Origin of the sequence: Xanthomonas indica, assembly GCF_040529045.1 — a bacterium.
Lineage (GTDB): Bacteria > Pseudomonadota > Gammaproteobacteria > Xanthomonadales > Xanthomonadaceae > Xanthomonas_A > Xanthomonas_A indica.
This window is the reverse complement of record NZ_CP131914.1, coordinates 2,405,238-2,423,374: the sequence shown is the minus strand read 5'-3', so window position 1 is coordinate 2,423,374 and position 18,137 is coordinate 2,405,238. Positions and strand designations below refer to the sequence as shown.

The 18,137-nt window shown below is 66.8% G+C and carries 16 protein-coding genes; 8 read left to right on the top strand and 8 right to left on the bottom strand.

Annotation, left to right across the window (positions count from 1 at the left end; all coding sequences use genetic code 11):
• Positions 1–16: 16 nt before the first annotated feature.
• Positions 17–1,582 carry an asparagine synthase-related protein gene (locus tag Q7W82_RS10500; RefSeq protein ID WP_242156846.1) on the top strand — a complete coding sequence of 522 codons (1,566 nt, stop codon included), beginning with the start codon at positions 17–19 and terminating at the stop codon, positions 1,580–1,582.
• Between the two features lie 331 nt (positions 1,583–1,913).
• On the opposite strand, the gene Q7W82_RS10495 is transcribed toward Q7W82_RS10500, so the two are convergent.
• Complete coding sequence (locus tag Q7W82_RS10495; protein WP_242156998.1) at positions 1,914–3,896, bottom strand: S9 family peptidase; 1,983 nt, start codon at positions 3,894–3,896, stop codon at positions 1,914–1,916.
• A 208-nt stretch (positions 3,897–4,104) separates the two neighbouring features.
• Complete coding sequence (locus Q7W82_RS10490; protein WP_242156844.1) at positions 4,105–5,112, bottom strand: LacI family DNA-binding transcriptional regulator; 1,008 nt, start codon at positions 5,110–5,112, stop codon at positions 4,105–4,107.
• A gap of 98 nt (positions 5,113–5,210) precedes the next feature.
• Between Q7W82_RS10490 and Q7W82_RS10485 the strand changes: the two genes are divergently transcribed.
• Genes Q7W82_RS10485 through Q7W82_RS10465 form a run of 5 tightly spaced genes read left to right on the top strand, consistent with a single transcriptional unit; the run spans position 5,211 to position 9,832 of the window.
• The gene (locus Q7W82_RS10485; protein WP_242156842.1) at positions 5,211–6,263 is read left to right on the top strand and encodes a sugar phosphate isomerase/epimerase family protein; all 1,053 of its coding nucleotides are present in this window, start codon (positions 5,211–5,213) and stop codon (positions 6,261–6,263) included.
• A gap of 27 nt (positions 6,264–6,290) precedes the next feature.
• Positions 6,291–7,508: a nucleoside permease gene (locus tag Q7W82_RS10480; protein WP_242156840.1), complete on the top strand. Its 1,218-nt coding sequence runs from the start codon at positions 6,291–6,293 to the stop codon at positions 7,506–7,508.
• Positions 7,509–7,519: 11 nt separating this feature from the next.
• Positions 7,520–8,644, top strand: a complete 1,125-nt coding sequence (locus Q7W82_RS10475) for a Gfo/Idh/MocA family oxidoreductase (RefSeq protein WP_242156838.1) — start codon at positions 7,520–7,522, stop codon at positions 8,642–8,644.
• 19 nt (positions 8,645–8,663) lie between these two features.
• Complete coding sequence (locus tag Q7W82_RS10470; RefSeq protein ID WP_242156836.1) at positions 8,664–9,518, top strand: sugar phosphate isomerase/epimerase; 855 nt, start codon at positions 8,664–8,666, stop codon at positions 9,516–9,518.
• A gap of 17 nt (positions 9,519–9,535) precedes the next feature.
• Positions 9,536–9,832: a cytochrome c gene (locus tag Q7W82_RS10465; protein ID WP_242156834.1), complete on the top strand. Its 297-nt coding sequence runs from the start codon at positions 9,536–9,538 to the stop codon at positions 9,830–9,832.
• A 294-nt stretch (positions 9,833–10,126) separates the two neighbouring features.
• On the opposite strand, the gene Q7W82_RS10460 is transcribed toward Q7W82_RS10465, so the two are convergent.
• The 5 genes from Q7W82_RS10460 to Q7W82_RS10440 all read right to left on the bottom strand — a co-directional run bounded on the left by Q7W82_RS10460 (position 10,127) and on the right by Q7W82_RS10440 (position 15,436).
• Complete coding sequence (locus tag Q7W82_RS10460; protein WP_242156832.1) at positions 10,127–10,870, bottom strand: DUF1080 domain-containing protein; 744 nt, start codon at positions 10,868–10,870, stop codon at positions 10,127–10,129.
• A gap of 43 nt (positions 10,871–10,913) precedes the next feature.
• Positions 10,914–11,486, bottom strand: coding sequence for a gluconate 2-dehydrogenase subunit 3 family protein (locus tag Q7W82_RS10455; RefSeq protein WP_242156830.1), 573 nt, complete (start codon positions 11,484–11,486; stop codon positions 10,914–10,916).
• Positions 11,486–13,171: a GMC family oxidoreductase gene (locus tag Q7W82_RS10450; RefSeq protein WP_242156828.1), complete on the bottom strand. Its 1,686-nt coding sequence runs from the start codon at positions 13,169–13,171 to the stop codon at positions 11,486–11,488. Before Q7W82_RS10450 ends, Q7W82_RS10455 begins: the two co-directional genes overlap by 1 nt.
• Before the next feature lie 30 nt (positions 13,172–13,201).
• Positions 13,202–14,101, bottom strand: a complete 900-nt coding sequence (locus tag Q7W82_RS10445) for a TIM barrel protein (RefSeq protein WP_242156826.1) — start codon at positions 14,099–14,101, stop codon at positions 13,202–13,204.
• Positions 14,102–14,908: 807 nt separating this feature from the next.
• The gene (locus Q7W82_RS10440) at positions 14,909–15,436 is read right to left on the bottom strand and encodes a single-stranded DNA-binding protein (RefSeq protein WP_048489408.1); all 528 of its coding nucleotides are present in this window, start codon (positions 15,434–15,436) and stop codon (positions 14,909–14,911) included.
• Positions 15,437–15,716: 280 nt separating this feature from the next.
• Here Q7W82_RS10440 and Q7W82_RS10435 point away from each other — a divergent pair, with 280 nt between their 5' ends.
• Positions 15,717–16,715: a polyprenyl synthetase family protein gene (locus Q7W82_RS10435; protein WP_242156824.1), complete on the top strand. Its 999-nt coding sequence runs from the start codon at positions 15,717–15,719 to the stop codon at positions 16,713–16,715.
• Between the two features lie 13 nt (positions 16,716–16,728).
• Entirely contained in the window at positions 16,729–16,992 is a 264-nt protein-coding gene (locus Q7W82_RS10430; RefSeq protein ID WP_242156822.1) for a helix-hairpin-helix domain-containing protein, read from the top strand.
• A 243-nt stretch (positions 16,993–17,235) separates the two neighbouring features.
• On the opposite strand, the gene Q7W82_RS10425 is transcribed toward Q7W82_RS10430, so the two are convergent.
• Positions 17,236–18,039: a dienelactone hydrolase family protein gene (locus Q7W82_RS10425; RefSeq protein ID WP_242156820.1), complete on the bottom strand. Its 804-nt coding sequence runs from the start codon at positions 18,037–18,039 to the stop codon at positions 17,236–17,238.
• Positions 18,040–18,137: the final 98 nt, after the last annotated feature.

The following is an 18,137-nucleotide window of genomic DNA, read 5'->3' as shown; positions in this document are numbered from 1 at the left end:
AGGCAGCCGAGTCGCCATGATCAAGGCCAACGTCGCTTTTTCCGACCTCGAACATTCCCCGGTGTGGCAGGACAATCTCCTGTGTCTCGGGAACAGCCAGATCGCGCCCTACCGTCACCCTGCGCTGGAAACCGTCGTGGTTCGCACGCAGGGACAGTGGTTCGCGACGGTACGCGAGCGCTGCACGGATATCGCATTTGAAAAAACCGAGGCGGACGCGTTGGTCGACGCCGATCGATTCAACCAACTCTACAAAGAAGCCCTTCTCTGGCCGCTTGATTATCTGATGATCGAAGTGGCCCAGGCCGGATCCCGACTGAAATTGCGCGCGGGCCTTCTCGGATCGGTGCCGGTCTATTGCCGGGTCACCGATGCCACAGTAGAACTCTCCTACGATCTGGCCGACTTTTTTTCCCGGCCCACCACCATCGACCTGGAGATGGCCAGTCGGCGTCTCGCACTCAACGCGGACTACGCCGCCAGGCAGCTGTGTTCGGGCGTCGTGATGCTGACAGAACGCGCCACGCTTTACGCCGAGCCGAGCAAGACGCGTTACGTCTATCCCTTGCCTGCTGAAACCGTACCCCCTTCCGAAGAAGCACTGATCGACTACGGTGTAGCGCGATTCGAGCAGCTGTTGCACCGTGCCACATCGATTCGTCCCGCGTCGAAGCGGGTGGCCACGGAGTTGAGTGGGGGCATGGACTCGGCGACCGTTGCGTGCGCTCTGACGCGATCGCATGACAACATCCTGAGCTTTGGAATCTTGCTCGACGAGGGAGACAGTCAAAACCAGGTCCAACGCCGCCGCATGCTTGTTGAAAAGCTCGGCCTTCGCGACACGAGCGTCTCTATCGTTTCATTTCCGCCAACGCTCGATCTGCAACCGCGTGCGGCTCGACCGGACTATCCCCTTGCCGAGTTCTATCTCGAAGCGTTCGAACATTTGTGGGACTGCGCTCAAGCACAGGGCAGCGAATGGCTTTTCACCGGTATTGGCGGAGACCAGCTGCTGCCGATGTACCGGAACGAGGAACATCCCGCCGCCGGTCCCGGCAGCGGTGTGGCCGCAGAAGCCAAGCGTCGCGCGAACCTGTTGTTGACGCCCCGCGCGCTCACTGCATCGCGCTCGATCAGTGGATTTGATGCTCCCGCCGGCCTGTTGTCCGCATCCGTATTGGCGTCGAACGCGTGCCAGGCTCCCCATCTGCTTCGGCGAGGCCTCTGGCCGGTCAATCCCTTAAGCGATCCACATCTGGTGGCTTTCTGTCGGGGCCTCCCCCTCGAGTGCCGTAAAGATCGAGAAACGATGTGGCGCTATTTACGGGCCAAGGTAGGCGACATATTTCCGCGGAATTATTGCAAGGAAACGTTCGCGCATGTGCTCCCCGCGTTGATCGCACATCACGCCAGGACGATCGCCATGCAGTTGAGCGAATGCGCCCTCGCCGACTTGGGCCTGGTCGACCGAGACGCCGTACTGAAATTGCTGGACGAGTTGGTGGCGACGCGCGCGCGTCCACTGACGGCACCGTTGATCTCGTTCCTTTGGCTGGAGCGCTTCGTTCGGCAGTTTGCCTGACAGTCGCACTCAGCAGGCCTCGAAGCGGCCGTCCCGGCAGGCCCGGACGTGGCGGCACGACGGTGTCGAAGTGGTGGTCGGCACTTGATGCAGCGCCAGTTTTCACCTCGCAAGTAACCCGTGGCACACGCTGAGCAGGGGCAACCGAGAATCGCGACTCGGCCCAGCGCCCTCCATGACGATGGCGGCGACAAGTCCTCCAAGTGCCACTTGCTCACACGGAGCTATGGCATCCACCCAGCATCAGTGCGATCCGGACGCACCGGACCGCACTGAGGCCACACCGCTGTAGCGCATGGGACCTAGGCGCGGCTTGTCAGGCGCCGATCACTTACTGCTTGGTAGGCGCCGGCGCCGCCTGCGCACCGCCCAGCGACTTGCTCAGGAACGCCAGCAGCCGGGTGTAGAACTCGCGTCGATGCGCCTCGGTGTAGAAGCCGTGGCCCTCGGTCGGCACGTACAGTGTCTCCACCGGCACGCCCGCCTTCTTCAGCGCGGCTTCCATCTTCTTGGAGTGCTGGATGGGCGCGCGCTCGTCCTCGCCGCCAGCCGCCAGGAACACCGGCACCTTGATCTTGTCGGCGAGATTCACCGGCGACACCGCGGCCAGCTCGCTGGGAGAGCCCACCCATTCGCTCAGGTAGGTCTTGCCTGAATCGCGCTGCTGAGTATCACCTTTGACGTACAGCATTGGTAGATCGTAAACACCGATATAACCAGCGGCGCAGCGATACAGCGACGGCTCCTTGGCCACACCCATCAACGACGCATAGGCGCCATAGCTGGCACCGTACATGCAAATGCGCTGCGGGTCGGCGATCCCCTGGTCGATCGCCCAGCGCGTGGCGTCGGTGACGTCGTCCTGCATCTTGCCGCCCCACTGACCGGCGCCCGCCTGCTGGAACGCCCGCCCGTAGTTGCCGGAACCCCGATAATTGACCTGCAGCACCGCATAACCGGCGCTGGCCAGGATCTGCGCGTCCTCATCGAACATGCCGTTGTCGAATATCCCGAACGGCCCGCCATGCGGCATCACCACCATCGGCACCTTGCCGGACTTGGCCGCCGCCGGCAGCGTCACGAAGCCGTGCAGCGCCAGACCATCCCGCGCCTGCAGCGTGATCGGCCGCACCTCCGCCAGCTTCGGCGGCTGCAGTGCGGCGCGGCGCGCAAACACGAAATCGGCCTTCTTGGCGACGGTGTCGAACAGGTAGAACTCGCCCGGATTGCGCCCGGACTGCACGTTGACCAGGTTGAGCCGGCCGTCGCGGGTGCTGGAGGTGACGTAGACCGCCTGCCCGGGGAAGGCCGCTTCCAGCGAACGCTGGGTCTTGGCTTCGGGCGAATTCGTATCGAAGAACACGCTGCGTGGCGTGTCGCCCAGTACCTCGATCCCGACGGGGACGCGGGTGCCATGGCGATACATGATTTGGTAGGGATCGGCCAGCACATCGCGCGCCACCACCTTGCGCTCGCCACTGTCTGTATTCCATGACTCGATGACGTCACTGCCCTTCGCCTGCTGTACCTGCAGGTACGCGACATGCCCGTCTTCGGAGAAACCGATCGGCGTTTCCACATGTTGGCTGACATTTTCGTCGTTGATCAGCTTCCAGTCGCTGCCCTGCGCATCGCGATAGAACAGCTTCTTGGCATTGTCGGCATCCGCGCCCAAGGCAAAGCGCACCTTGCCTTGCTCATCGCTGTAGAAATCGGCACCACGCACCTTGGGCGAACCGGTCAGCAACCGCCGGCGGCCGCTATAGACGTCCATGACTTCGGTGCGGCTGTAAGGATCCTGGCTGGTGCTGAACGGCTGCGCCTGGATGATGACGTTGCGGTCGTCGCCGGGCAGCGAACCAACGAAATACGCGGCAACCTTCTCCACCTTCTTGGTCTGAATCAGCGTACCCGGCCCGTTGCCGGTCACGCGCTGGCCCACCAACAACTCCGCCGCCCCGCCGTCGGCGTTGATCGCGAACAGTTCGCCGGTCCCCCACGGCTGATCCCGCTGCCCGATCTTCTGGACCATGTTGAACAGCACGCGCGTGTCGTTGACCCACACGAAATCGGAGACGTGCGTGTTCTTCTCCATCGAGAAGCTGCCGACGATCTTGTTGTCGGCACGGCGCATGATCGCCAGCGCGGTCCGATCCTCCAGCGGCACCGTCGCCGCGTAGTACTCACCGGTGGGCGACAACTTCAGTGTTTCCACCTGCTCCTTGACCAGATACGGCGCCAGATCCACCTGCGCCCACGCATTCCCCGCTCCCAGCAGACACAACAACGCGACTGCGTGCAGTCCCCTCTTCATTCCTTGTTCCCCTGTTCCTGTTGGCGTGACGTACGCGTGAAGTCTAATCCAAGCGCTGCCGCTGGCGCACCGGAACCCCGGGCGCCGACCTCCAGCGACGTCACGAAAGCCAAAAAGGGCGTGCAGCCTGGAGGCCGTACGCCCTTCCTCTGCCACGGAAACGGAAACGGGCACCGATCAAACCGATCGCCCCACATCCCGCAGTCGCCTACCCCCTCGGCGCCGCGGTCGACCCGCGCACCATCAAGCGGAAATCCAGCGTCTGCTGCAGCGACACGTCCCCCCGCTCGATGATGGCGAGCAGCAGGTTGACCGCGCGGACCCCGATGTCGCGCATGGGCTGCCTGATGGTCGTCAGCGGGGGCGTGAGGTAACTGGACGATGCCAGGTCGTCGAAGCCGACGATGGACAGGTCGTCCGGCACGCGGATGCCCAGGTCCCGACAGGCCGCCAGGGCACCCAGTGCCATCTGGTCGCTGAAACAGAAAATCGCGGTCGGTACGGGCGCACGGCCCAGGAGCGCCGCCGCAGCCGCATGGCCGGATTCCACGGAGAAGTCGCCCGGCACGACGGTCAGGCTGCGCAGGCGGCGGTGCGCCTTGGCGCAGGCCCGGACCCCTTCCAGGCGTTGCTGATGCAGGGGATTGTCGGGCGGGCCGCCCACCACGGCGATCCGCTCGTGCCCCAGGCCATACAGGTGGTCCATCACGGCGCGCGCGGCGGCCGCGTTGTCGATGTGGACGCTGGGAATCCCCAGCGCCGGATCGAACTCGCAGCCGTTGACCACCGGCGCAGCCGCGCCCTGCTGCTTGACGATCTCGCGCGCCGTCGGCGGGAGGCGGTGCCCGAGCACGATCAGGCCGTCGGCCTCGTTGCGCCGGAGCATCTGCGCATAGCGCTCCTCGCGGTCGGGCTGGTGCTGGGTATCGCCCAGCAGGACCGCGTAGCCGACCGCCTGCGCGGCGTCTTCCGCGCCCTGCAGGATCTGCGCAAAGAACGGATTGGCGATGTCCGGGACGGTGACCAGGAGCTTGCCGCTGCGCTGGGTCTTGAGCGTCCTGGCCACCGTGTTGGGGACATAGCCCAGCGCGGCGGCGGCCTGCTCGATGCGCGCGCGCGTGGCGGGCAGGACTTTCTCCGGCCGGGAAAGCGCCCGCGACACCGTGCCGGCGGTGACGCCGACGTGCTTTGCGATGTCGTAGATGGTTGTCGCCATGAACTGAGCTCTTCTTCTTTCTGCTGTGCAGTGCACAACGGGTCTTGCGGGAGGCCCATGCTAGGATGATTCAATCGATTGCATGAGGGCGAATCACGTTGAAGACGCTCAAGGGTCCAGCGCTGTTCCTGGCACAGTTCATCGCCGACACACCTCCCTTCAATCGCTTGGACACGCTGGCCGAATGGGCCGCGGGCCTGGGCTATTCTGGCCTACAAGTGCCGACCAGCGCGCCCCACCTGTTCGATCTGGCCCAGGCCGCGCACAGCCAGGCGTACTGCGACGACCTCGCCGGCATGCTGGCCGGGCACGGCCTGCAGATCACCGAGCTGTCCACCCACCTGCAGGGGCAACTGGTCGCGGTCCACCCCGCCTACGACAGCCTGTTCGACGGATTTGCCCCGCCGGACAAGCGCGGCAACCCCGCCGCACGCCAGGCCTGGGCGGTAGAGCAACTTCAGCTGGCCGCCAAGGCCAGCCAGCGCCTGGGGCTGACGGCGCATGCCACGTTTTCCGGCGCGCTGGCCTGGCCTTACTTCTACCCCTGGCCGCAACGCCCGCCCGGCCTGGTGGAAGAAGCCTTCGCCGAACTCGGCCGGCGCTGGCGCCCCCTCCTGGATGCCTTCGACGCCTGCGGCGTGGACCTCTGCTTCGAGATCCACCCGGGCGAGGACCTGCACGACGGCGCGACCTTCGAGCGCTTCCTGGACGTGGTCGACCACCATCCGCGCGCCAAGATCCTGTACGACCCCAGCCACCTGCTGCTGCAGCAGATGGACTACCTGGGCTTCATCGATCGCTACCACGCGCGGATCGGCATCTTCCACGTCAAGGACGCGGAGTACCGGGCCAACGCGCGCAGCGGCGTCTACGGCGGTTACCAGGACTGGATCGATCGTCCGGGGCGGTTCCGGTCGCTCGGGGACGGTCAGATCGATTTCAAGGCGATCTTCTCGAAGTTCGCGCAATACGATTTCCCGGGCTGGGCCGTGCTGGAGTGGGAGTGCTGCCTGAAGCATCCGGAAGATGGGGCACGCGAGGGTGCCGCGTTCATTCGCGACCACATCATCCGCGTGACCGAGCGCGCCTTCGACGACTTCGCCGGCAGCGGCGCCGATCCGGAATCGCTGCGCCGCATGTTGGGGACCTGAGCCATTACCGCCCTGGGAGGGGACGTCATGACGCACACCATGTCGCGCTTGGGCGCGATGATGTTTCTGCAGTTCTTCATCTGGGGGGCCTGGTTCGTGACCCTGGGGACGTACCTGGTGCAAGGTCCCCTGCAGGCCAGCGCGAGCCAGGTGGCGACGGCGTTCCTCAGCCAGTCCATCGGCGCCATCGTCGCGCCGTTCCTGGTCGGCCTGATCGCCGATCGCTACTTCGCGGCGCAGCGCATCCTCGCACTCCTGCACCTGGCTGGGGCGGTGCTGCTATGGCTGGCGTCCACCGCGACCACCTTCGGCGTGTTCTTCGCCTGCGTGATGGGCTACATGCTGCTGTTCATGCCGACGCTGGCACTGGCCAACAGCGTGGCGATGCGACACATGCAATCGCCGGAAAAGCAGTTTCCGCCGGTGCGGGTCGTCGGCAGCGTCGGCTGGATCGTGGCAGGCGTGTTGATCGGCTGGCTGGGCTGGGAACAGGCGCATCGGCTCGAGCTGACGTTCCGGATGGCGGCAGTGGCGTCGCTGGCCCTGGGCCTGTATGCCTTCACCCTGCCGCACACGCCGCCCCTGGCGCGACAGCGCGACGCCGGGCTGGGGCAGATCCTGGGCCTGGACGCGCTGCGGTTGCTCAAGTCGCGCTCCTATCTGGTGTTCTTCCTGGCGTCCATCGCCATCTGCATCCCGCTGGCGTTCTACTACAACTTCACCAATCCGTACCTCAACGATCTGGGCGTGCGCGGCGCAGCCGGCCTGCAATCGCTGGGCCAGGTGTCCGAAGTCCTGCTGATGCTGGCCATGCCGTTCCTGTTCGTGCGGCTGGGGGTCAAGACGATGCTGGCGGTGGGCATGGCGGCGTGGGTGGTGCGCTACGCGATGTTCGCCTTCGGCGATGCCGGCGGCGGCTTTGCCCTGCTGGTGTTCGGCATCGTGCTGCACGGCATCTGCTACGACTTCTTCTTCGTCACCGGCCAGATCTACACCGATGCGCATGCCGGCCCCGCCGCGCGCAGCAGTGCGCAGGGCTTCATCACCCTGGCCACGTACGGCGTGGGCATGCTGATCGGCACGTTCCTGTCCGGCGCGGTGGTGGAGCACTACACCACCGCGACGGGCCCGGACTGGCAGCGGATCTGGCTGTTCCCGGCCGGCGTCGCGCTGGTCGTGCTGGTCGCCTTCCTGCTGCTGTTCCGCGACCGTCCCAGCGTTGCGGCCGCCCCTTCCGCGCCTTGAGGAGCCCACCGATGCCCAAGCTTGGAATCGCCATCGTCGGCACCGGCATGATCGGCGCCGTGCATCGTCGCGCGGCGCTGCTGGCCGGCGCCGCGGTCCGCGGCGTCGCCGCCTCTTCCCCGCAGCGCGCACGCGAGGTCGCCCAGTCGTGGGATGTCCCGCGCGCCTATCGCGATCTCGAGGACGTGGTCGCCGATCCGCAGGTGCAGGTCGTGCACGTCTGCACGCCCAACCATCTGCACCGCGCCATGGCGCAGGCGGCGCTGGACGCCGGCAAGCACGTGATCTGCGAGAAGCCGCTGGCGACGACGCTGGAGGACGCCCGGGCGTTGGCGGCCTTGGCCCGCTCGACCGGATTGGTCGCCACGGTGCCGTTCGTCTACCGCTACCACCCGGTGGTCCGCGAGGCGCGCGCCCGCATCGCCCAGGGCGAACTGGGGCCATTGCGTCTGATCCACGGCAGCTACCTGCAGGACTGGCTGCTGGACCCTGCCAGCAACAACTGGCGCGTGGACCCGGCGCTGGGCGGCGCGTCGCGCGTGTTCGCCGATATCGGCTCGCACTGGTGCGACCTGGTGGAATGGGTGAGCGGCGAGCGTTTCGCCGAGGTCAGCGCGGCGTTCGCGACCGTGATCGCCGAGCGCGGCGCCAACACCGGGCAGAGCTTCACCACGCCAGCGGCGGGAGGCGCGATGCAGGCGGTCGCGAGCGAAGACGTGGCCATGGCGATGCTCAGGACTGGCGCGGGCACGCTGGCCGCGTTGACGGTCAGCCAGGTCTCGGCGGGCCGCCGCAATCGGCTCTGGTTCGAGATCGATGGCGCCAGCGCCAGCGTCGCGTTCGACCAGGAGGACGCAGAGCGTCTTTGGATCGGCCGGCCCGACCAGCGCGAGGAAATCTTCGTGCGCGGGCCGGGTGCCGGCAGCGCCGAACAACGCCGGCTGGCGACGCTGCCGGCCGGGCACGCGCAGGGCTACGGCGATTGCTTCGAGGCGTTCGTCGCCGACACCTACCGCGCCATCGAAGGCGAGCGGCCGGACGGCCTGCCCACCTTCGACGACGGGGCGCGCTCGGCGCTGATCGTCGATCGCGTCATCACATCGGCCAGGACACGCGGCTGGACATCCATCGATTGACTCCCGGGAGGACTTCCTGATGAACACACCGACACGCAGAACCGCAACCCTCGCACTGCTGCTCCTCGCTGCCCTGCCCGCCTTCGCCCACGACATCGCCGGTCCGCAGGCGCCCATCGCGGTGCAGATGTACACGCTGCGCAACGCCGGCTCGCTCGACCAACAGTTGAAGATCGTCCATGACGCAGGCGTCGGCGCAGTGGAAACGGTCGGCACGCAGAACGTCGGCGCGGTCGAACTCAAGCAACTGCTGGACAGGTATTCGATCAAGGCGATCTCGTCCCACGTGCAACTGGCGGATCTGCGCAAGGATCTGGACGGGGTGGTGGCGTTCAACCGGTCGATCGGCAACACGATGCTGGTGGTGCCGTATCTGGACCAGAAGGAGCGGCCCACCGACGCCGCAGGCTGGACCGCGCTGGGCAAGGAACTGGGCCAGCTCGCGACGCGGGTGCGCGCCAAGGGCATGCGCCTGGCCTATCACAACCACGACTTCGAACTGGTCGACTTCGAGGGCAAGACCGGCCTGGAACTGCTGTTCGCCGCGGCCGGCCCCGATCTGCAGACCGAGCTGGACCTGGCCTGGGTCGCGCGTGCGGGCTACGACCCGGCGGCGATGCTGGGCAAGTTCAAGGGCCGGCTGTTCTCGGTCCACGCCAAGGACAATGCACCGAAAGGCCAGGCCACAGACGAAGGGGGCTTCGCCGCCGTCGGCCAGGGCGTGCTGGACTGGAGCGCGATCCTGCCTGCCGCGGCGGCGAGCGGCGTGCAGTGGTACATCATCGAGCACGACCAACCGCGCGATCCGGCCACCGTCGTCAAGACCGGGGCGGCGTACCTGCGCGACCACATGCCCGCCGCCGCGCCGCGTTAGTCCACAAGGAGGCCCGCTTGAAAACGATCCTGACGATGGCCGTGGTGCTGCTGGGGACGACGCTTGCGGCCACGGCGTGGTCCAAGGACGACCCGACGGCCGGCGCGCAGCTCTACGCAACCCACTGCACGGCCTGCCATGGCGCGAATCGCGCGGGCGTCCCGCCCACGTTCCCCGCGCTGACCGACGTGGGCAAGCGCCTGCAGCCCGCGCAGATCAAGGAGAAGATCCGCAACGGCGGTGGGCTGATGCCGCCCTTCTCGCAGCTGTCCCAACAGGACGTGGACAACCTCGCCAGCTTCCTGGCGCAGTAGGGACTGTCGCCAATTCCTGAGCCTGCCGCACTGGGTGTGGCAGGCGCACGGCCGGCGTTGCGTGGCGCAGCGCCTGACCGGCTGTCAGGGCAAGCAGCACTGTATGGGCCGCGCGCCTGCCCGGCCCCAAGCCGAAAGACCGTGGTTGTGTGCGCCCATCGCTACGTCATCGCTTGGGCGTGGACTCACATCCACTGCTTTCGCTTTTCTTGCCACAAGCGCGCGCGATCGCGGCACGTCAGGTTCGGGAATGATCAGACGTCCCAGGCGACCGGCGCCGACTGCGCGCCGGCGCTAAAGCTCGCGCACCCAGATGTTGCGGTAGCTGACCTTCGAATCGTGCTCCTGCAGGAGGATCGGCGCGCAGGCATGCGGCGCATACGACGGCGCGCCGATGTACTCGGTCTTGCCGGACAGCGCGGTGTCGTCCTGCACCAGGACGCCGTTGTGCAGGACGGTGATGCGGGCCGGTGAAGTAAGACCGCCGCCCTGCGAGAAACGGGGCGCCTTCCAGATGATGTCGTACACCTGCCACTGGCCCGGCGCACGCGAGGCATTCACCAGCGGAATGGCCTGCTTGTAGATCGCACCGGCCTGGCCGTTGGCATAGGTCGGGTTGTTGTCGCTGTCGAGCACCTGCAACTCATACCGTTCCTGCAGGAAGATGCCGCTGTTTCCCCGCTGCTGGCCTTCGAATCCGCGGGTCTCGGTGGGCGTGCGCCACTCGACGTGCAACTGGATGTCGCAGAAGCGCTGCCTGGTGCGGATGCCCTTGCTGCCCGGCACCACGGTCAGCGCGCCGTCGGCGACGGTCCAGGGCGCGCGTCCGCCCTGCTCCGACTCCCAGGCCGACAGATCCTTGCCATCGAACAGCACGATCGCATCGGAGGGCGCGCCGCCCGGGGGCGTGGCCACGATCGCAGGCACGGGCTTCCACACTTCGGTCTTGGCCGGGTCGCGTGCGGGATCGCCGTCGGCCTGCGCGAATGCAGGCGCCGCGGCCAGCAGACAGGCGGCCATCAGCAGGGGTCTGGTCATCGTGTTTCCAGGAACGGGAGGAAGGGTAACGCGTGGCGGTCCATCAACTGGTTGCCCAAGCAGGCGTACCGGGAACATAGGTGAGGTCCTCGTAGCGGCCCGGCACGGCGACGTAGCGCAGCACGTCGGTCGCGCCGACCTGGGAGGTGAAGAAGCCGAAGATGGTCAGCTGCTTGAGCATCGTGAAGGGATGCGGCATCGCGTCCGCCGCTTTGGCGGTCCCGGTGTCGGTCACGTCGATGAGCTGTGTCCTGGCTTCCGCATCCAGGGCGCGCAGCAGCTCGGTGCGGGCCTGTGGCGTGAGCGACACGAAACGACCGCCGGCACGTTTGTCGATCTCGGCCAGGCCGGCGCGGAACGCCACCTGCTGCCGGGGGGTGTAGCAGTCGGTGACGAATTTGGCCATGAACGCGCCGGCGCCGGCGTCCTTCGCCCCCGGTGTCTTGGTCCGCGGCAGGATGGTCTCGGCGATCTCGTCCAACGTGGCGACATCGGTGACGGAGAAGAGCGCCTTCGCCCCCGCGACCGGCGCCTGTGCCTGGACCAGCGCGGGCAGGCCCACCATGGCCGCGCCCGTGGCGGCAAAGATCATCTTCAGCAGTTCGCGACGTTCCATCACAGGTTCCCCGCTTTCAGTTCGCGCACGGCATGATCGGCGGCACGTGCGGTCAGCGCCATGTAGGTCAGCGAGGGATTGACGCAGGCGCTGGAGGTCATGCAGGCGCCGTCGGTCACGTAGACGTTCGGCGCATCCCACACCTGGTTGTACTGGTTCAGCACGGAGTTCGTGCGGTCGCGGCCCATGCGCGCGGTACCCATCTCGTGGATGCCCTTGCCCGGCGCATAGTCGGCATCGTGCATCTTCACGTCCTTGACCCCGGCCGCCTCCAGCATCTCGGCGGCATCGGCGGCCATGTCCTTGCGCATGGCCTTTTCGTTCTCGCGCATCGCCACGTCCATCGCCAGCACCGGCAACCCCCATTTGTCCTTGCGCTGCGGGTCCAGGCGAATCGTGTTGCCGTGGTGCGGCAGCATTTCGCCGAACCCGGTCATGCCGATGCGCCAGTCGCCCGGCACGGTCAGCGCTTCCTTCAGGTCGGCGCCGATGTTCAGTTCGGCGATCTCGCGCGACCAGCCGGTGCGGCTCGCGCCGCCCTGATAGCCGAAGCCGCGCAGGTAGCCGCGCTTGTCGCTGGCGACGTTGCGGAACCGCGGCACGTAAAAGCCGCAGGGACGCCGGCCGAAGTAGTACTTGTCGTCGTAGCCCTCGACCCGGCCAGAGGCGCCGGCGCCGAAATGATGGTCCATCACGTTGTGCCCGAGCTCGCCGGACGAGGACCCGAGGCCGCCGTCCCAGACATCGGTGGCCGAGTTCATCAGCAGCCAGGTCGAGTTGAAGGAGGACGCGTTGAGGAAGATGACACTGGCCGTGTACTGGTAGGTCTGCCCGCTCTCGGCGTCGATGATCTCCACGCCGCGCGCACGCTTGCGGTCCTTGTCGTAGAGCACCTCCTTGACGATCGAGAACGGCCGCAAGGTCAGGTTGCCCGTCTTCATGGCCGCCGGCAGCGTGGCCGCCTGGGTCGAGAAGTAAGCGCCGAAAGGACAGCCCAGAATGCACTTGTTGCGATACTGGCAGTTGACGCGGCCCTGCTCGACCTTGGGCTGGGTGATGTTCGCGGTGCGCGAGTGGATCAGGTGCCTGGTGCCGCCAAAGGCCTTCTTGATCCGCGCGGCGACGTCCTTCTCGACGATGTTCAACGGGATCGGCGGCAGGAACTCGCCGTCCGGCAACACGTCCAGTCCTTCGCGCGTGCCGGCGATGCCGGCGAACTTCTCCACGTGGTCGTACCACGGAGCGATGTCGGCGTACCGGATCGGCCAATCGGTGGCGATGCCGTCCTTGAGGTTCGCCTCGAAATCCAGGTCTGACAGGCGATAGCTCTGCCGTCCCCACATCAGCGAGCGGCCACCCACGTGATAGCCGCGGAACCAGTCGAACCGCTTGATCTCGGTGTAGGGCGATTCCTGTTCGTTGGCCCACATTCCCTGCAGGTTCTCGACCAGGCCGTAGTCGCGCATCAGCACCGGATAAGCGGCCTTCATCGCCTGGGTCGGGCGGTTGCGGTGCGGGAAATCCCACGCCTCCTTCATCGCGTTGACGTAGTCCTTGACGTGCTCGATGTTGCGTCCGCGTTCCAGCATCAGGACCTTGAGCCCCTTCTCGGTCAGTTCCTTCGCCGCCCAACCGCCACTGATTCCCGAGCCGACGACGATGGCGTCGTAATGATTGTCTGCCATGGGTTCTACTTCACCTGGGTGGATATCGTTTCAGACGTCGCAGAGGCGGATCGCCTCGCGCAGCGAGCCGACGGGATCCGGTGCCGCAGGAACGAACTCCTGCGCCAGATAGCCGTCGAAACCGGTATCGCGGATCGCGCGACAGATGGCGGGATAGTGGAGCTCCTGAGCGTCCCCGATCTCGTGCCGACCCGGAACGCCGGCGGTGTGGTAATGCTTGAAGAACGCGTGATGCTTGCCGATGGTGGCGATGATGTCGCCCTCCATGATCTGCATGTGGTAGATGTCGTAGAGCAGGCCGAAATGGTCCGAGCCGATCCGCCGGCACAGCTCGACGCCCCAGGCGGAGTGGTCGCACAGGTAGTCGGGATGATCGACCTTGGAGTTCAGCAGCTCCATCACCAGCACGACCCCGCGCTTCTCGGCATGCCGGAGGATGCGCTTGAGCCCGACTTCGGCATTAGCCATGCCGTCCTGGGGATCCATGCCATTCCGATTGCCGGAAAAACAGATGAGGTTGCGATAGCCGGCATCGGCCACCAGGTCGATGTGCCGCGTGTAGCGCTCGACCAGCTCGTCGTGGAACTGGCTGCCGGCAAAGCCCTTGTCCAGGCCGAGTTCCGCGCCGTTGCACATCGCGCAGTACACGCCATTCGCCTTGAGCGTGGGCCAATCCTTCGGGCCAACCAGATCGATGGCGGCGAACCCCATGCCCTTCACCACCTGGCAAAGCTGTGCGGTCGACAGCTGCGGAAACGTCCAGCGGGCCACGGATTGCTTCAGGTTGCCCCTGAGCGGCGTGCCAGCAGCACGCGCCGACAGCATGCCCGCTGCCGCCCCAAGGCCAAGGCTCCCGGCGACCGCCATGCGCAGCGCGTCTCGCCTCGTGAACCCCGAGGCCGGCGCCGGTCCGATCGAATGGATAGACATCCACCTTCCGGCCTCCCAACCGGTCTCAAACGCTGACGAATCGCCGCGATTCAATCGATTGAACCATACGGGAGGGAATGACTTTTTTGCAAGACGCGGTGCACGAAAACCCATGCTGCAGGGCACAACGCCTGTGGCGCTGATCGCTGCGTGACGGTAATGAGTTTGGCCGGCGCACGGAGGTGGCCGAGCAGATATGCAGCGAAGAGCTGGCTGACATGCGTGTGGACATGCCCACGCAGCGAAGCATGGCGACACGCCGGTAAAGCCGTGTTCCCACGGCACTGGACGGCCTGCAAGGTGACTGGGATGATGATTGCGACCGAGAGCTTCAGAGCATCCCCGCCACGCTGCTACGCGCATTCATGGGACACGATCGCGGTGCGGCGAAGAGTGCCGCCGATGTGCTTTTTCGTAGGAGCGGCTTTAGCCGCGACAGGTTTTCCCGGGAACGCCGTCGCGGCTAAAGCCACTCCTACGACGCTTGGTCCGTCCGGCCACGCTCGCCTGCCGTAAGCGACAGCATGAACCCGGCACGAGACGCCGCGCAAAGGCGGCGCGCGAAGCGACGGCGCGCGAAGCCACGTTGGCGATCAACCTGATTCGGCGAAGGCGAGAACAGCGGGGCACTCGCCGCGTGCATGCACGCGTCGGCCCACCCGATGCCCATCGCCCATCGTTTACACCATCTCGGCGCAGAACACAGAGCCCAGGCCGGCAGAAAGGAAAATATCTCGTGCAAAAAGAAAAACCCCGGCAAGCACACTGGCTTACCGGGGTTTGTCTGCATCGCAGAACCACTAAGAATCAGAACGGGATATCGTCGTCCGCAAAGTCGTCCATCGGCGCGGACTGCTGCGGGGCCGGCTGCTGCCGGCGCGGCGCGTAATCCTGCCCGCCACCGCCACCGCCACCACCGCCCATGCCGGAGCGTTCCTGGCGCGGCGGGGCCGAGCGCTGCGGACGGTCGCCACCGCCCATGCCGCCGCCACCGCCCTCGCCGCGGCCGCCGAGCATCTGCATCTCGTCGGCGACGATGTCGGTGGAGTACTTCTCCACGCCGTCCTGGCCGGTGTACTTGTCGTAGCGGATCGAGCCTTCGACGTAGACCGAGCTGCCTTTGCGCAGGTACTCGCCGGCGATCTCGCCAAGCTTTCCGAAGAACACGACGCGGTGCCACTCGGTGCGTTCCTGCTGGTTGCCGTCGCGGTCCTTGCGCACGCTGGTGGTCGCCAGGCTGATCCGGGTGATGGCCATGCCGGCCTGGGTGTACTTGGTGTCGGGATCGTTGCCGAGGTTGCCGACGAGGATGACTTTGTTGATGCCGCGGGCCATGAGCTGCTTCCGTCTGGGGTCTCCGCGGCCGGGGGGGCGCGCAGAGCGGTAAAGAAGATTTCGGGGAGCAATCCTAACATCGCCGGGCTGGAGCGGCCTGCGCCAGGCGCCCGCTGGCACCCCGGAAAACGCCGTATTGGCCTGTCGGAATCCTGCCGGGGCGCGGCCACAGGGCGCGCGGACCCAGGCGTGGCAAGCCCTCCGCCCCCTGCCCCGGCCCACAGCGGGACGGATGTGGCCGCGCAGCCTATACTTTGCGCACGTTTCCAGTCCTGTCCGCATGAGCATCGCCGAATCCCTCAGCCCCGCCCTGGGCCTGCCCCAGATCCAGATGCTCGCCGCGCCGGACATGGCCGCGGTGGACGCCCTGATCCGCCGCCGCCTGGCGTCGGACGTCGTGCTGATCAACCAGATCGCCGACCACATCGTCTCCGCCGGCGGCAAGCGCCTGCGGCCGATGCTGGTGGTGCTGGCCGGCCGCGCCTGCGGCGCCGGCGGGCCGATGCAGCACCAGTTGGCGGCGATCATCGAATTCATCCACACCTCGACCCTGCTGCACGACGACGTGGTGGACGAATCGGACCTGCGCCGTGGCCGCAGCACCGCCAACGCCCTGTGGGGCAACGCGCCCAGCGTCCTGGTCGGCGACTTCCTGTATTCGCGCAGCTTCCAGCTGATGGTGGAGCTGGACAGCATGGCGGTGATGCGCCTGCTGGCCGACACCACCAACCGCATCGCCGAGGGCGAGGTGTTGCAGCTGCTGCACGTGCACAACCCGGACACCGACGAGGCCGCCTACCTGCGCGTGATCGAGCGCAAGACCGCGGTGTTGTTCGCCGCCGGCACCCGCCTCGGCGCGTTGGCCTCCGGCGCCAGCGAGGACGTGCAGGAGCGCCTGTACGACTACGGCATGCAGCTGGGCTATGCATTCCAGATCGCCGACGACGTGCTCGACTACACCGCCGACGCCGCCGACCTGGGCAAGAACCTGGGCGACGACCTGGCCGAGGGCAAGGCCACGCTGCCGCTGATCCACGCCATGGCGCATGCCGACGACGCCACCCGCGCGCGCCTGCGCCAGATCGTCGAACAGGGCGACGCCAGCGCGATGCCGGAGGTGCTGGCGGCGATCGAGGCCAGCGGCGGCATCGACTACAGCCGCCGCCGCGCGGCCGACTACGCCGCCGCCGCCGAGCGCGCCCTGGACGGCCTGCCGGAGAACGAGGCCGTGGCCGCCCTGCGCGGGCTGGCGCGTTACGCGGTCGAACGCAGACATTGATCGCTGCGCGGGCATGATCGCCTTTAACGCCGAGGACCGTGCCGTGCTGCTGGCGGTGAAAGGCGTCGGCCCCACCGTGGTCGCGCGCCTGGAACAATTGGGCGTGCATTCGCTGCAGGCGCTAGCTGCCTGCGATGCACGGCAACTCACTGAACAGGCTGCGGCGCTGCTCGGCTCCACCTGCTGGCGCAACAGCCCGCAAGCGCGCGCGGCCATGGACGGCGCCATCGCCGCGGCGCAGGCGCACTTACTCAAGCGCTCCTCCAAGACATCGTAAGGGCTCATTAGGCCCGTTTGGCCGCCATCGGCGCCCTACCGCGCGCCGGAGGGATTGGGGATTGGTCAAAGCGATTCGTGACACCTGACGTGTTGCGGACTCATCCGCCCGAGTCAGCGGCGCATACGCGTTGCGCCTGGCTACCACAGTGGAATTGGCAAAGCGCGACCCATCGCTTTTGCCAATCCCCAATCCCGCCAAGCGCGCTGCGCGAGGCACCTCCCGAATCCCGGAGGCACCTCCCTACTCCCGCCCGAACCGCTCCTCGAAAAAGTCCTCAAGCATGCGATAGGCACGCTTGGCGGCGCGGGGGTTGTATTGGCAGCCCGGCGGGCTGTTGGCATCGGCTTCGGCGAAGCAGTGCACGGCACCGCTGAAGTTGACGAACTGCCAGTCGGCGCCGGCGCGGTTCATCTCCTGCTCGAAGGCGACGATGTCGTCGCGGCTCACGCTCTTGTCGTCGGCGCCGTTGAGCACCAGCACCGGTGCCTTGGCGCTGCCCGCGGCCGCCGGGGCGGCGGTGGCTAGGCCACCGTGGAGGCTCACCACCCCGGCCAGCGGCGCACCGGCACGGACCAGTTCCAGCACCGTGGTGCCGCCGAAGCAGAAGCCCACCGCGCCGATCCGGGCCGGATCCAGCGGCGCCTTGCCCACCTGCGCCTTCAGCGCCGCCACGGCCGCCAACGCCCGCGCGCGCAGCGTGGCCGGATCCTTCTTCAACGCGCCGGCGAACTGCCCGGCCTCGGTGTCGTTGGCCGGTCGCTTGCCCTTGCCGTAGACGTCGGCCACCAGCACCACGTAGTCGTCGCCGGCCAGGCGCTTGGCCTTCTCCACCGCGGAGTCGTTGACGCCGCGCCAGTTCGGCACCATCACCAGGCCGGGGCGCTTCTCGTGCTCGGCATCGTCGTAGACCAGCACGCCGCTGAAACTGTCCTTGCCGACCTGCCACTCCACCGGCTTGGCCTGCATCGCCGCCAAGGCCGGCAGCGGCAGCGCCAAGGCCAGCCCGAGCAAACCGGTCCACCGCATCATCGAACGTGTGCGCATCGCCCTTCTCACATGGGAACCAGGCGGCAGTCTAGAGCGAGCCATGCACGTCGAGGTGAGGACGACTGCGGCCGGCGATGGCTCTGGGACAAGGCGCA

Excerpts from the sequence above, each read along its gene's own strand:
- Q7W82_RS10450 (WP_242156828.1), bottom strand. The coding sequence starts at position 13,171 with ATGGCAGACAATCATTACGACGCCATCGTCGTCGGCTCGGGAATCAGT.
- Q7W82_RS10455 (WP_242156830.1), bottom strand. The coding sequence starts at position 11,486 with ATGGAACGTCGCGAACTGCTGAAGATGATCTTTGCCGCCACGGGCGCG.
- Q7W82_RS10495 (WP_242156998.1), bottom strand. The coding sequence starts at position 3,896 with ATGAAGAGGGGACTGCACGCAGTCGCGTTGTTGTGTCTGCTGGGAGCG.
- Q7W82_RS10440 (WP_048489408.1), bottom strand. The coding sequence starts at position 15,436 with ATGGCCCGCGGCATCAACAAAGTCATCCTCGTCGGCAACCTCGGCAAC.
- Q7W82_RS10425 (WP_242156820.1), bottom strand. The coding sequence starts at position 18,039 with ATGCGCACACGTTCGATGATGCGGTGGACCGGTTTGCTCGGGCTGGCC.
- Q7W82_RS10475 (WP_242156838.1), top strand. The coding sequence starts at position 7,520 with ATGCCCAAGCTTGGAATCGCCATCGTCGGCACCGGCATGATCGGCGCC.
- Q7W82_RS10430 (WP_242156822.1), top strand. The coding sequence starts at position 16,729 with ATGATCGCCTTTAACGCCGAGGACCGTGCCGTGCTGCTGGCGGTGAAA.
- Q7W82_RS10470 (WP_242156836.1), top strand. The coding sequence starts at position 8,664 with ATGAACACACCGACACGCAGAACCGCAACCCTCGCACTGCTGCTCCTC.
- Q7W82_RS10460 (WP_242156832.1), bottom strand. The coding sequence starts at position 10,870 with ATGACCAGACCCCTGCTGATGGCCGCCTGTCTGCTGGCCGCGGCGCCT.
- Q7W82_RS10490 (WP_242156844.1), bottom strand. The coding sequence starts at position 5,112 with ATGGCGACAACCATCTACGACATCGCAAAGCACGTCGGCGTCACCGCC.
- Q7W82_RS10480 (WP_242156840.1), top strand. The coding sequence starts at position 6,291 with ATGACGCACACCATGTCGCGCTTGGGCGCGATGATGTTTCTGCAGTTC.
- Q7W82_RS10500 (WP_242156846.1), top strand. The coding sequence starts at position 17 with ATGATCAAGGCCAACGTCGCTTTTTCCGACCTCGAACATTCCCCGGTG.
- Q7W82_RS10445 (WP_242156826.1), bottom strand. The coding sequence starts at position 14,101 with ATGTCTATCCATTCGATCGGACCGGCGCCGGCCTCGGGGTTCACGAGG.
- Q7W82_RS10435 (WP_242156824.1), top strand. The coding sequence starts at position 15,717 with ATGAGCATCGCCGAATCCCTCAGCCCCGCCCTGGGCCTGCCCCAGATC.